The sequence below is a fragment of the Paenibacillus tyrphae genome (assembly GCF_024158745.1).
Taxonomy (GTDB): domain Bacteria; phylum Bacillota; class Bacilli; order Paenibacillales; family NBRC-103111; genus Paenibacillus_G; species Paenibacillus_G tyrfis_A.
In genome coordinates this window covers 1-15,720 of sequence record NZ_JAMZAW010000048.1, presented here as the reverse complement: position 1 = coordinate 15,720, position 15,720 = coordinate 1, and the positions used below count along the sequence as shown (strand labels likewise).

Below are 15,720 nucleotides of genomic sequence, written 5' to 3'. Positions count from 1 at the left end.
ATAAGTCAGGTGCGCCTGAATCCGCTGAACATCTGCTTCGTGGTAAAGCCGTGTGTTGTACTCAAAGCGGACAAGCAGGTTTTCACCCGGCGCGACAATCAGGTTGAAGTCGTAATTCGTTTGTTCGGCAATCTCTACGTTCTCGACCTTAAATGCGGCTTCTCCACTGCCGATCTGGCTCATTTGATCTTCAACCGGGAAATTCTCAAATACCATAATATGGTTGATGAGTTCCTGCTTTTGCTCCGTCGACGCCTGAATTTCAAACAGCGGATACGAATCGTAAGCATTGGATTCCAGGTACCGGCGCTGGACGCCAGTCACAACCTCGGTGAAGGTGTCGCCCCCCTCGCAGCGAATCCGCACAGGAACCGTATTAATGAACAAGCCGATCATTCGTTCAATGCCCGGAATTTCCGCAGGACGCCCCGACACGACGCTGCCGAATACCGCATCGTTTGTGCCGTTGTATCGGTGCAACAAAATGCCCCAAGCGGTTTGCAGCAGCGTATGGACGGTGACCTGATGCTGTCTGGCGTAGCGGTTCACAAGCTCCGTCAACGATTTGCCCAAGTGGCAGAACAGACTGCCGAAGAGCGGACCGGTCCCTTGCTCCCTGGCTTTGCTTGAAGGCAGCAGCGTCTGCTCCCCGTATTCTGACAAATAGTTTCTCCAGTAAGCTGCTGCTTCGTCACGGTCGCGTGCTTCCAGCCACTCGATATACCGGCTGTAAGGCGTTACCGGCTCAAGCTTAGGCTTGCGCTGCTCAAGGGCAGCAAAATACATCTCGAACACTTCTTCCGTAACCAGCGACAAGCACCAGCCGTCCATCAAAATATGATGGGAACTCCAAAGGAAATGGTACGACTCGTCGCCTGTGCGCAGTATGGATACACGGATCAAGGCGTCCTGGGTCAAATCGAATCCGCGCTGCCGGTCTTCGCGAAGAAGGCGTTTAACCCTGAGATGCTGCTCTTCCATAGACAGGCCGCGTATGTCCTCGAAGGCAAAATCCGCTTCTCTGTGACGATACACCACTTGCAGCGGCTGCTTTCTCCAGCCGTTATACACATTCGTACGGAAAATTTCATGTCTCTGCAGCAAGGCCTCGAAGCTTTGCCGGAAGGTCTCTACGTCGAAATAGCCGATAATATCAAAGGAAGTCTGTTCAAAATAAGCACCCGAGTCCGCATCCAGTAAAGCATGGAACAGCATGCCTTGCTGCATCGGCGTAAGTACGTAAATATTTTCGATTTCAGCGATAGCGCTTGATTCTTTCACGATTTGCTCCAGCTCATCTACGGTCATGCCGCGAACCGATACATCGCTAGGCGTCAGTGTCGGTGTTGTTTTCGCCGCGCAATGAGCGACGACTTCCCGCAGCGAGGACTGCAAAAGCCCGGCGAAGCGTTCCATTGTTTCCTTGCGGTATTGCTTGCGGCTGTAGCTGACTGTCAGGGAAAGAACACCCCCGGATACCAATCCGTTAATATCCAGGACAAAGGTTCTTGCAGCCTTTCTGCTGATCTCGTCGCCGCTGGAATAAGGGGAAAACCGTAAAGAACCGTTCTCTAAATCCTGATCGAACTGCCCCAAATAGTTAAAGCTGATTTCCGGCTCCTGCCTGGACTCTTGAGGCCCGAATAGTCCGGATAAATAACGCCAAATGCCGTATCCAATCCCCTTGTTCGGAATGCCGCGCAGCCCTTCCTTGACTGCAACAATGCTTTTTTGCAGGTTCTCGTTCGCGCTCATGTCCATCACAACCGGGTACTGGCTCGTAAACCAGCCGACGGTGCGGGAAATATCGATATCCGGAATAACCGGCTCCCGGCCATGGCCTTCCAGGCTCACGGCAACGCGGTTCATTCCCGTCCAGCGCTGGACGGCAAGCCCCAGTGAGGTGAGCAGCAAATCATTGATTTCGGTGTTGTACGCTTGGTTAGCATGCCTTAGCAGCTGCTCCGTTTCGTGTTCCGTCCAAACGACGGTTATTGTATCGCTATCGCCGACCAGCGAAAGCTCTTCCCCAAGATCCTTAGGCAGCGCTTCGAATCCCCGCTCTGTGACATTCTGCCAATAGGCTTGCTCGCGTTCGATTTCAGGACCTTTGGCATACTGCGAAAGCTTCTCAGCCCAGAGCTGGAACGAATCCGTTTTTTGCGGCAGCCGGATCGGTTCGTCTTTTAGCGCCTGCTCATAGGCATTTGCAAGATCCTCGAATAAAATACGCCATGATACGCCGTCGACCACCAGGTGATGAATGGCGATTAACAGGTGGTCTCCGTCTTGGGTCCGGAACAATCCAACCCGAACGAACGGCCCTTCTGTGAGCGAGATGCCGCTTTGAATTCCGTTAGCTTTCGCTTCTATAGCAGAGGCAAGGTCAACTTCACCGCTCATGTCGTATAAGTCGAAGCTGTACAGGTCGCCTTCGCGGGTACTGCGGTTCCAGGCTAACGGCGGCCCGTTCTCAGAGTCACGGATCACGATGCGGAGGGCATCATGATGCTCCACAAGCCGGCTGATACTGCGGCGGAGCGCGGCTTCCTGGAATCCCTGCTCCCGATAAAGCAGGACAGCCTGGTTGTGATGATGGGGATCCGCGTATTCCTGCTCAAAGAACCACCATTTAACCGGTGTCAGCTTCACGGCTCCAACCGCTTCTCCTTGGTCGGCCATCCGCGTAATCCGCTGCACATAGGGACTCAACCCGCCGATCGTCGGGTTTTGGAATAAATCTTTGATCTCCAGCTTGTATCCACTTTGGTACAACCTGGATGAAACTTGAAGCGACTTGATGGAATCGCCGCCCAGCTCAAAGTAGTTATCCCGAATGCCGACAGCCGGCACGCCAAGCACCGCTTGCCAAATCAAGGCGAGCGTGCATTCCACCTCTGTGCGCGGAGCCTCGTAGTCTGCACCGGTTAGCAGCAGCCCACCTTCCGGCTCAGGCAGCGCTTTGCGGTCCACCTTCCCGTTCGGCGTCAGCGGGAGCTTCTCCAGCACTACGAGCTGTGCCGGCACCATATGTGAAGGCAAGCTTTGCTGCAAGTGCGCCTGCAGCTCCGCGATATCCAGCGACTCGCTTGCCGCCGCATAGCCGCACAAATACTTTTGCCCGCGTTCGTCCGTCCGGTCAACCACAACCGCCTGCTTGACTCCTGCGAACTGCAGAAAGGTGGTTTCGATCTCGCCCAGCTCGATCCGGTAACCGCGAATTTTCACCTGGTGGTCCATTCGCCCGATAAAGTCGACGTTCCCATCCGCCATCCAGCGCGCCAAATCCCCTGTACGGTACAAGCGCTCGCCTTCAATGAAGGGGCTGGCGATAAACTTCTCCTCGTTCAGCTCTGGACGATTCTTATACCCCCGTGCGACCCCTGGACCACCAATGAGCAGTTCCCCGGCTACGCCAATAGGAACCGGCTGCAAGGCCGCGTCCACGATATAAAAGCGGGCATTCAGCCAAGCTTTTCCGATTGGCACATTCCCTGCCTCCGGAAGCTTCTCCAGCGGCTCGTCGTAGTAGCTGGAGTCGATAGCCGCCTCCGTAACGCCGTATGCGTTAATGATCCGCACGTGCGATCCGTAGCGCTCCTGCAGGCGCCGATAGTCCGTCACGCTGCAGCTATCGGAGCTTGTGATTAAGAGCTGCAAGGTCGAGATGTCCAGCAATTGGCTGGCGATATGCTCCATCATCGGCACGATGAGCGCAGGCGTCGATTCAAACACGGTGATGCCGTAATCGTGAATCCATCTATACAACCGCAGCGGATCGATCCGGTCCTCCTTCGGCACGATCACCATCAGACCGCCGTTATACAGCGCCCGCGCAATGTCGCCCACAAACACGTCGAAGGAAAAGCTCGCCAATTGCAAGAGCCGCACCGGAAACTGGTCCAGCCGATAATCACGGCGGTATGCGATAGCCGTATTCATATAACTGCCGTGCTCAATCATGACGCCTTTCGGCCGCCCCGTTGTCCCGGACGTATAGATGACATAAGCCAAGTCTTGCGGCACGTTTTGATTCGGCAGATCCGACGCATCGGCGTCATAGGACGCTTCCTCATCCAGACAGAGCACCGTTTGCAGCTTGGCCCCTCCGGCCAGCCATTCCTGAGCGCGCTCCTTAAGCTGCGTTTGGGTGAGCAGTACTGTGGCCCCGCTGTCCTGGAGCATAAATCCGATGCGCTCCGACGGATAATCCGGGTCAAGCGGCACATAAGCGCCCCCGGCTTTCCATACGCCTAATACGGCTACAAGCAGGTTCACGGAACGATCGGCCAAAATGCCGACAATGGACTCCCGGCCAATACCAGCCGTCTGCAAGGTGCGTGCCAGCCGGTTCGCCCGTTCATTCAGCTCACGGTAGGTCAACTGCGCATCCCCTGCCACAACTGCTACCTGCTCCGGCACGTCTGCCGCCTGCTTCTCAAAGTACACGTGGAACGGTGTCGCCAGCAGATGCTCCTGCCCCTTGCCGCCGTCTCCACTAAATGCTTCAAGCAGCTCAGCCTTCTCGTCACCCGTCACGATTTCAATGTCGGCCAGCTTCGTGTCCGGACTCTGCACGACCTCTTCCAGCACCCGCAGAAAATGACGGGTAAACCGTTCCGCCGTCTCCCGGCTATAGAGAGCTGTCGCATACTCCAGCGTAAATGTAAGCCCTCTCTCATCGAAGTCAGCCTCGAGCGTGAGATCAAACTTGGCAATCGCGCTGTCCACCGGGTACCCGGAGAAATGCACATCATGGAAAGCCGTGCCTTCAGGCTCTGCATTCCTCAGCTCGAACATCGTATCGAACAGCGGGTTGCGGCTCATATCCCTTCTTACATTCAGCTTGTTCACGAGCTCTTCAAACGGATAGTCAGGATGGTCAAATGCACCAAGTGCTTGCTCCTTGACCTCGCCCACATAATCCAGGAAGGTCTTGTTTCCGGACGGATAATTCCGCAAAGCAAGCGTATTGACAAACATACCGATGATCGGCTCCAGATCAGCGTGGTGCCGGCCCGCCAGCGGTGTACCGACGACCACATCCACCTGGCCGGTATATTTATGGAGCAGCGCCGTGTAAGCCGCCAGCAATACCATATATAAGGTGGAACCCGAACGCGAAGCCAACTTCTGCAAACCTTCGCTGACCGAAGAATCCGCAGCAAAGCTGATCTTATCTCCGGCAAAGCTTTGCACGGCAGGTCTTGGGTAATCCGTCTTGAGATCCAGCGTCGGAATTTCGCCTTGGAACGTTTGTAGCCAATACTGCTCCTGCTTGCTCCATTCCTCCGACTGCATTCTTTCCTGCTGCCAAACGGCATAATCTTTATACTGAATCCGTAAAGGAGCCAGCTCCTCCCCGTTGTACAAACGGGCCAGCTCGTCCAAGAACGTGCGCAAGGAAACGCCGTCAGACACAATATGGTGCATATCGACCAATAACAGGTGACGGTCCGCCGACTGGATAAACAATCGGGCCCGCAGCAAAGGCGCTGCGGCAAGATCGAACGGGCGTACAAACTGGTGAAAGAGCGTCTCGACATCTTTTCCATCGGCCTCAAGGCGCTCAAGGGCAAAAGCCGCCTCGCGGTGCACGCGCTGCACCGGCTCGCCGTCTACAAGATGAAAGCTCGTCCGCAGCGACTCGTGGCGTGCAATCAGCTTGCGGAACGCGTCTTCCAAACGGTCCGGCTGCAGCGGTCCCTCCGCGATGACCGCACCCGACATGTTATAGCCAAGCTCTCCGCCTTCCAGGTTGCTCAGCACATAGAGCCGTTTTTGCGCTGAAGATACCGGATAATAGTCGCTCGCCGGAACGTTCGGAATGGCAACGAGCACCTTCGTTTCCTTGCTTTCGATCGTCCGCGCCAATTGCTCTACCGTCATCGCCTCAAAAACTTCGCGCAGTTCAAGCTGCTTATTCATTTCTTTATGAATGCGCGCCGCAAGGTTCGCCGCACGGAGCGAATGCCCGCCGATGTCGAAGAAATTGTCCTTGACGCCGACCTTCTCAAGCCCCAACAACTCCTGCCAAATCTGTACAAGCTGCTCTTCCGTCTGCGTGCGCGGGGCTACATAAGCCTTGCCCGACTGGACGCTTGCTTCGGGTGCAGGGAGTGCTTTGCGGTCGATTTTGCCGCTTGCCGTCAGCGGCATCCGCTCGACCTGCACGAAGTACGTCGGTATCATATAGCTTGGCAGATCTTTCGACAGCGCCTCGCGCAATTCGCCTGCCGTTAGCTCCTTTGTCGCCACATAGTAGGCGCACAGCAGCTTCTGGCCTTGGCCTTCATCGCGGGCCACGACGACTGATTCCAGCACCGAGTCGATGCGGAGCAGCTCGGTTTCCAGCTCGCCCAGCTCAATCCGGTAGCCGCGGATTTTCACCTGATGGTCGATCCGGCCCAGGTACTCGATGTTGCCATCGGGCAGCCATCTGGCCAAGTCGCCGGTCCGGTACATCCGCTCGCCCGGCACATACGGATCAGGGGTAAACTTATCGGCTGTCAATTCCGGCTGGTTCAAGTAGCCCCTTGCCACCTGCACCCCGGCGATACACAGCTCGCCAGCCACACCGACCGGCTGAAGCTGCTCCGAGCCTCCCTTCAGGATATACAGCCGTGTATTGTGAACCGGCTTGCCGATCGGAATCGCCGCATACGCCCGGTCCGGCTCGCAATCGAAGTACGACACCTCGACCGTCGCTTCCGTCGGTCCGTACAGGTTCACCAGCCTCGCTCCGTTTAGCCGCCCAAACGTTTGGTAGAATCGGGCCACATGCTGCGGCGGCAGTGCTTCCCCGCTCGCCGATACCAGCACCAGGCTCGCTGTTTGCTCGGCAAGCTCGTGCTCCGGCTGCTGCTCGGCATAATCCAGAAACGCAGGCAGCATCGCAGGCACGAAATGGGTCCGGGTGACGCCATAACGCCCTATCGTCTCCAGAATGCGCTCCGGGCTTTTCTCCCCGCCTGGGATAAGCAGGCACACACTGGCACCTACCGTTGCCCAGCCGAACAGCTCCCATACGGACACGTCAAACGTAAACGGCGTCTTTTGCAGGATCACATCGCGTTCGCCGACTTGGTAACGCTGCTGCATCCACTGCAGCCTGTTCAGTACGCCGTGATGCTCGATCATAACGCCCTTCGGCTTACCCGTCGAGCCCGACGTATAGATAACATACGACATATCGCGCGGACCTGAACCAAGCGGCAGGTTCGTCGCGTCTTCGGCATAAATTGCTTCTTCGTTCAGGTTAATAACGCGGCTTTCCAGCTCACGAGGCACGCGGCCCAGGATGCGGCTTTGCGTCAACAGCAGCCTCGCTCCCGAATCTTCGGCGATGTAGCGGATGCGCTCGGTTGGAAACTCCGGATCGATTGGCACATAAGCGCCTCCTGCTTTCAGGATCGCGTAAATGCCCACGATCATCTCCAGCGAGCGTTCGACCATGATCGCCACCGGCACATCCGCGCCAACGCCTTCAGCGCGCAGCGTCCGCGCCAGGCGATTCGCCCGTTCGTTCAGTTCGCGGTACGTCAGCCGCTCATCCTCGAACAGCACCGCTGTCCGCTCCGGCGTACGCTGAGCCTGCTTCTCGAACAGCTCATGAATTGTCCGCTCCCGCGGATACTCCGCCGATGTGTTGTTATAGCCTTGCAGGATGAGCGACTTCTCTTCGTCGGACATGATATCGATACTGTCGATAGCAAGCTCGGGCTGGAATAAAGCAAGGGTATAAACCCGAACCAAATGATCGAATAACAATTCCAGCATTTGCTGGTCGTAACGGTCATCGCGGTAATGAATATGCAGCAAAATTCCGTCATCGCTCCGCTCAAAAGCAAGTTCGATATCGGAGACGATCGACCCTGGATGATGCCGGGTATGAAGAGCATCGAATGAAATGACCGTATGGAACAATGGCGAGCCGTCCGGCTCTACTTGCAAATGCATAGCGCCCGCCATCGTTTGCAGCGCAATGTTCTGATTGATAATAGATTCGGTAACGGTAGCGTGGACCTGTCCAATCAGTGATTTAAATGCATCTGCTCCGTTCAATTCCTGTTTGATTAAGATAATCTCATTCATAAGCGGAGCATCCGAAGTACGAACCGCCGGAATGGCTACAATCACCTTTTCTTCGTTCGTATACTTATATAACAGGCTTTTGACGCCCGTCAGCAACAAAATAAACAGCGCCATTGGAGAGTCTTTGGAAATGGCAATGAGCCGTTGCGATACTTGCTCGGGCAGTTGTCCGCTCCATACCCGGAGCGGGGAGCCTTCGTTTGGGTTGTCGGCCTCCCTAATTTTGTGAGCTGAACTGTACGGTATGACAGATATCGTATCTTCTGCATCGAATTTGCCGCTCCAAAAGGCCCGCAGCTTTTTCATCGCATGATCCCCCTGTTCTTCCCATCCGTTTTTCCGTGCTCCCACGGATGAATCGGTACATCCTCGAACCACAAGGCTTCGCAGGAGCGCATGGCTTGCCCCCATGCGCTCTTTGCGAAACACGTTGAAACCTTTTAGAACATGAACTCCACGGACTCGACGGATACTTGGTCCGCAAGCTCAATGTCGCCCAGCCGGATGTTCGGTTGATCCGTCACCGTACGCAACAGCGCAGCGAAATCGGAGGCATACTTCTCAATCGTATGGGCTTTGAACAGCTTGGTGCTGTATTCCAGGCTGCCGTTGATACGATCCCCTTCCTCGATTAAATACAAGGTAAGATCGAATTTGGCGACGTTGTAGTCGCGTTCTTGATGGACGAAAGACACCGAGTCAAACTTCAGCTCCTGCCGCTCATTGTTTTGCAGCACCAGCATCGTATCAAACAGCGGGTTGCGGCTGGCGTCTTGGACGTGAAGCAGCTTCTCCACCAGTTCCTCGAACGCAAACTCCTGGTTTTCAAATGCGCCCAGTGCCTGTTCCTTAACCTCCTGCAAGAGCTCCAGGAACGTCTTGTTCTCGGACGGATAGGCGCGCAGCGCTAGCGTATTGACGAACATCCCAACGACCGGTTCAAGCTCGGCCAACGGTCTGCCGGCAACCGGCGTGCCGACGATGATGTCCTCCTGCCCGCTGTAATGGGCCAGCAGCGCCTGATAAGCCGCCAGCAGCACCATAAACAGCGTGCTTCCTGTTTCCTCGCTGAGCCGCTTGGCCGCCGACGTTAATTCCGCATCAAGCTCGAAGTTGACTCGGGAACCGTCGAAGCTGCGTATCGCAGGTCGCGGATAATCCGCCGGCACCTCCAGAGCCGGAAGCTCGCCGGCCAGCGTCTCCAGCCAGTATTGTTCCTGTTTTTCGTAAGTACGCGCTCTTGCGCCTTGCTGCCAAACCGCATAGTCCTTGTACTGAATCCGCAACGGAGACAGCTCTTCGCCTCCGTACAGCCGGACGAGTTCCTTCACCAGAATGCCCATCGAGGCACCGTCCGTAATGATATGGTGCATGTCGAACTGCATGATGTAACGCTCGGATTCGAGCTTTATCAGTTCTACCCGCATAAGCGGCGGCTTGCGCAAATCGAACGGGCGCAAGAAGTTTTCCATCCATTCTTCCGCCTCCTGCTCGCTGCCCTCCCGTACCTCAATGGAGAAGTCCGCCTTGGCATGCACCCGCTGCACCGGTTCACCATCTACCATCTCAAAGCTGGTACGCAGTGACTCGTGGCGTGCGATCAGGGCGCGGAACGCCTCCTCGATCCGCTTCACATCAAGCAGTCCTTCGACCCGCAGGACGCTTGGCAAGTTGTAGCTGATATCGTTCTTCTGAAGCTGGTTCAAAATATACATTCTCTTCTGAACGGAGGAAAGCGGATAGTAGTCTCTTTCCTCAGCAACCGGCAGACTCGTTTCGCCTGTTTTTTCCCGGCCTGCCATGACGGCAGCGAGCTCTTCCACGGTAGGATGCTCAAACACGCTTCTTAGCGGCACGCTGATCTGCAGCTCCTTCTGGATACGCGCCACGAGCGTAGCAGCGCGGAGCGAATGTCCGCCGATCTCGAAGAAATTATCCTTGACGCCGACCTTCTCAAGACCCAGCACCTCCTGCCAAATGCGCGCAAGCCGCGCTTCTGTCTGTGTGCTCGGAGCGGCATACCCCTGTCCCGATTGCAAGCTTGCTTCCGGTGCCGGCAGCGCCTTGCGGTCGACTTTGCCGTTTGTGGTGAGCGGCATACGCTCGACTTGGACGAAGAACGTCGGCACCATGTAGCTAGGCAGCTCCTGCGAGAGTGTCTCGCGCAGTTCGCCCGCCGTCAGCTCTTTTGACGCTACATAGTACGCGCACAGCTGCTTCTGTCCCTGGCTGTCGTCGAGCGCCAGGACAATCGCTTCCTGCACGGCTTCCAAGTGAAGCAGCTTGGATTCGATCTCGCCCAACTCGATCCGGTGACCGCGGATTTTCACCTGGTGGTCGATCCGGCCCTGGTATTCCATCTCGCCGTTTGGCAGCATCCGCGCAAGGTCTCCGGATCGGTAAAGCCGCTCGCCCGGCTTATGCGGATTATCTATGAATCTCTCGGCTGAAAGCTCTTCGCGGTTCAAGTATCCGCGCGCTACGCCGTCGCCTCCGACGTACAGCTCCCCGACTACACCGACAGGCACAAGCTGCTGCTGCGCATCGAAAATATAGCTGGTCAGCGTCGGAATCGGACGGCCGATATTGCTGCGGTTGGACGTAATCTCTTGGTCCCCGATCTCCTTGTATGTCACGTGTACGGTCGTCTCCGTGATTCCGTACATATTGATCAGCTTCGTCTGCGGATAACGGTCGCGCCATGGTTTTAGCATCATCGGACTGAGCGCCTCGCCGCCGAAGATGACATAGCGCACGCTGCGGCCCTGCCCACGCTCCGGCTGTTCCATCACCTCATTGATCAGCGCATAGAAAGCAGTCGGCGTCTGGTTCAGCACCGTAACCTCTTCCTCGCGCAGCAGCTCTGCGAACGCCTTCGGATTTTGCGCGACTTGCTTCGGCACAATGACGGCCCGTCCTCCGAGCAGCAGCGCTCCGTACATTTCCCATACGGAGAAGTCAAAGCAGAACGAGTGGAAGACCGTCCAGACATCCTGCTCGTTGAAATCGAACTGCAGCTTATCGTGGACGAGCAGCCGCACGACATTGCGATGCTCGATCATAACGCCCTTCGGTTTGCCCGTAGTGCCCGACGTATAGATGATATAGGCCATATCGCCAGGCTTATTTATCGGCTCCAGGTTAAATCCGTTTCCTATATATAGCGACGGGTCGTTCAGGTTAAGCACCGCACCGGCATACGATACCGCGCCGAGCAGATGTGTCTGTGCCAGCAGCACGCGCGAACCGCTATCCTCCAGCATAAACTGCAGCCGGTCCTGCGGATAATCCGGGTCCAGCGGCACGTAAGCGCCGCCCGCTTTGATCGTCGCCAGAATGCCGACGATCATCTCCAGCGAGCGTTCGGCAAGCAAGCCGACGCGGACATCCGGCCCTACGCCATGGGCGCGGAGCTGGCGGGCCAAACGATTGGCCCGCTCGTTCAGCTCGCGGTACGTCATATGCTCATTGCCGAAAGAGACGGCAATCCTCTCCGCCGAGCGGCGAACCTGCTCTTCGAACAAGCCATGAATCGTTTGTTCCCGCGGATACTCCGCCGTGTTGTCGTTGAAGCTGTTCAGCAGAAGCTCTTTCTCTCGCGCTGTCACCAGCTCCAGCTTGTCTACCGACACATCCGGCTTTGCGGTAGCCTGCTCCAGCAGATGAATAAAGTGCTCCTGTATCCGCTCAACATCCTCGCGATCATAGACAGCCGCATTGTAGCCGAAGTCAATCCTGATATCCGCGCCAGGCATGATCGTAACGGTGAAGTCATAATTCGTCTGCTCGTTCATCCGGGCGTCACGGATTTCGAAAGTATCCGGCCCGCGTTCTCCAATCCGTTCGATTTCTTCATCCAGCGGATAATTTTCAAAGATCAGAAGATGGCTGATCAAATCCTGCTTTTGTGCCGTATGCGCCTGAATTTCGTAGAGCGGATACGTATCGTAAGCGTTCGACTCGATAGCCTGCGCCTGGCCCCGTTTCAGCATGTGGGCAAAGCTCTCGCCGGCCTCGCTTTGGACACGCACCGGGATGGTGTTGATGAACAACCCGATGATCCCCTCCACGCCCGGAATGTCTGCCGGACGGCCCGATACAACGCTGCCGAATACGACATCGGTGCTGTTGTTGTAGCGCTGCAGCGCAATGCCCCAGGCCGTTTGCAGCAACGTATTGATGGTAACCTGATGCGCCTTGGCTGTCCGCTGCAGGGCTGCGCTGAGCGGCTTGCCGGTAAAACGCGACACTTTTTCCAGCTCATAGCGCTGCTTGGCATCGGCCGTCTTACGGTTCGGCAAATCCGTATGCTGCTCATACCCGGACAAATACTCCTTCCAATAAGCCGCAGCTTGGCCTGCATCCTGCTTATCCAGCCATTCCATGTAACGGACGTAAGGTGTGACCTGCGGCAGCTTGACCTCGCGCTTTTGGCGGATAGCAAAGTAAGCGCCGAACACTTCCTGGTACAGCAAGGATATGCACCAGCCGTCCATCACGATGTGGTGGAAGCTCCACACGAACGAATATTCCGTATCTCCCGTTTGGAGAATCCCGATCCGCATCAGCGCATCCGCTGCGAGATCAAAGCCTCTGGCCCGGTCCTTGGCGGCAAAGGCGGCGACATAAGCCCTTTGCTCGGCATCGCCAAGATCACGCACATCCTCGAAATAAAACTCGCTTGCTTTCGACCTGTACACGATTTGCAGCGGCTCCTGCCTCGAATCGTTGACAATATTCGTGCGCAGCACCGTATGCCGCTGTACCAGCAGCTCCAGGCTTTGGGCAAAAGCTCCGACATCAAAGCGTCCGACCAGCTCAAAGGTGGCTTGCTGGAAGTAAGCGCCCGATTTCGGCTCAAGCAGGCTGTGGAAGAGCATGCCTTTCTGCATCGGCGTGAGCGCGTACACATTCTCCACTTCGCCCGTATGCTCAGCTTGCCGGATGAGTTCCTCCAGTTCGTCGATGGTCAAGCCTTTCCGCTGCACGTCGCTTGGCGTCAGCTCGGCCTGCTCTTTCGTCTCGCAATGCTCCAGCACTTCGACCAGACGGTCATGCAGCAGTTGAGCTACATGCTCGATGGTTTCCAGACGGAAGGCCTTGGCGTTGTACAGCAGCGTCATCGTCAGCCGGCCGCCCGATACCATGCCGTTGAAGGTGAGCGCATGCTGCAGCGCCGTTTGTTCGCTCACAGACTGTCCGCTCGAATACGGGGAAAACCCGAAAGCGCCGTTTTGCAAATCTTCATCGAATTGGCCCAAGTAGTTGAAGCTGATCTCCGGTTCTTGCCGCAGACGTTCGGCCTCCGGAAGCTCCGATACGTACCGCAGGATGCCGTAGCCGATACCTTTGCGCGGGATGCGGCGAAGATCTTCCTTCACCCGTTTGATCTGTTTGCCAAGCGCCTGGCTGCCTTCAACCGTTAACAGCACCGGATACTGGCTTGTGAACCAGCCGATCGTCCGCGACAGATCCAGCTCCAAGCCGATGGCGTCAGCCTCGCGGCCATGGCCTTCCAAGCTGATCAACAGCCTCTCTTGTCCGGTCCAATCCTGGACGGCAAGGCCGAGAGCGGTAAGCAGCAGATCGTTCACATTCGTGTTATAGGCGCGGTTTGCATACTTCAACAGCTGCTCGGTTGCTTCGGCTGACCATTCTACCGTCACCGTACCGCTGTCGGCGAGCGTGAGTCCGCCGGTCTGTCCGTCTTCCTTCGGCAGTACAGCCGTTTCCGCTTTCTCCAGGTCACGCCAGTGCGCCAGCTCCCGCTGCAATTCGTCGCTAGCTGCCGCCTTCCGCAGCTCTTCGCTCCATGTCTGGAACGAATCGGTCTTATGTGGCAGCCGGATCGTTTCGCCTTGAACCGCCTGGTCGTAAGCCGTCTTCAAATCCTCGAACAAAATGCGCCACGATACACCGTCGATCACGAGGTGATGGATCGCGATCAGGAGATGATCCCCGTCCGCGCAGCGGAACAGACCAAGCTTCAGGAGCGGTCCTTCCCGCAAATCGATACCGGCCTGCAGCTCGCTTGCTTTCGATTCCACCAGTTCGCGGGCATGATCCGCATCCCGGTAATCGAACATGCTCAGCTCAAGCGGCTTGCCTTCATGCACATCCCGATTCCAGCCGGTGAAGCCGTCCGGGGCCGCTTTGTATACCATACGAAGCGCGTCGTGATGCTCGATCAGCTTCGCGAAGGCTTGGCGGAGCGCCGCTTCCTCAAAGCCCTCTGCCCGGTGGAGCAGCAAGGCCTGGTTAAAGTAGTGAGGCTCGGCAAAATTCTGCTCGAAGAACCAGTGCTGAATCGGCGTTAGCCGAGCCTCTCCAGTCACCGCCCCTTGATCGGCCTTGGCTCCTGCTGCCTGGACATAAGGACTGAGCCCTGCGATAGTCGGATACGCGAACAAATCTTTCATTTCCAGCTTATAGCCTTGCTGCAGCAAGCGAGAGGACACTTGGATCGACTTGATCGAGTCGCCTCCCAACTCGAAGAAATTGTCATGGATGCCGACCGTGCTCGCTCCAAGCACGGCCTGCCAGATGGCTGCCATGGAACGCTCCACCGGTGTGCGCGGCGGCGCGTAATCTGCGCCGGTTTGCCCGCTGCCGTCAGGTTCAGGCAGCGCCTTGCGGTCGATCTTGTCGTTCGGCGTCAGCGGCATCGCTTCCAACTGCACGAAGTGCGTCGGCACCATGTAGCTTGGCAGTTTCTCGCTCAGTACATGGCGCAGTTCGCTTGCCGCCAATTCCTCGCTTGCCACGTAGTACGCGCAAAGCTGCTGCTGGCCTTGGCCGTCTTCCCGCGCGATTACGATCACTTCCTGCACCGCTTCCACCTGCTGGAGCTTCGCTTCGATCTCGCCCAGCTCGATCCGGTAACCGCGGATTTTCACTTGGTGGTCGATCCGGCCCAAATATTCAAGCCGCCCGTCCGGCAGCCATCTCGCCAGGTCGCCCGTCCGGTACATCCGCTCTCCGCTGAAGCGGCTGGTCACGAATACCTCCGCCGTCAGCTCCGGACGATCCAGGTAGCCTCTGGCCAGACCCGCACCGGCTACGCACAGCTCGCCTGCTACGCCTACCGGCAATAGATGCCCGTGCGTGTCCACGATGTATACCCGTTGGTTCGGCATCGGCCGCCCGATCGAAATCAGGCTGCCTGCCTCCGGATCTTCCGAAACCGGCCAGATCGACGTCGCTACCGAGTTTTCCGTCGGGCCGTACCCGTTGTAATACGACACCTTGTCCTTCCACTTCTGCACCAGCTCCGGCGATGAGGCGGAACCCGCTGTGAACAGAATGCGCAGACTTGGCATATACTCGGGCTTCAGATACACCGCATACGTTGGCGGCAGGGCTGCGACCGTAATTTGATGCTCCGCCATATACGTTTCAAACAACTGATAGTTCAGAATCGTATCCTTCGTCGGCACGTACAAAGTCGCGCCGCAGAACAACGCCTGGAAGATCTCCCAGCAGGCCGCGTCAAACGACAGGCTGGCGAACAGCAGTGCGCGGTCCTCTACGCCGATACGCAGCACGTGGTCGTAGTAAGCTTTCAGGTTCGTCAGTCCGTGATGCTCCAGCATGACGCCCTTCGGCTTGCCGGTTGTACCCGATGTG

2 protein-coding genes are annotated in these 15,720 nt (G+C 56.7%); both read right to left on the bottom strand.

Going from position 1 to position 15,720, the window contains the following annotated elements; translation table 11 throughout:
- The coding region (locus NI000_RS35995; protein ID WP_301292841.1) for a non-ribosomal peptide synthetase at window positions 1-8,505 on the bottom strand (8,505 nt) is incomplete at its 3' end.
- A gap of 29 nt (window positions 8,506-8,534) precedes the next feature.
- Window positions 8,535-15,720 (bottom strand): non-ribosomal peptide synthetase (locus NI000_RS35990; RefSeq protein WP_301292840.1); only part of this gene is annotated, 7,186 nt, incomplete at its 5' end.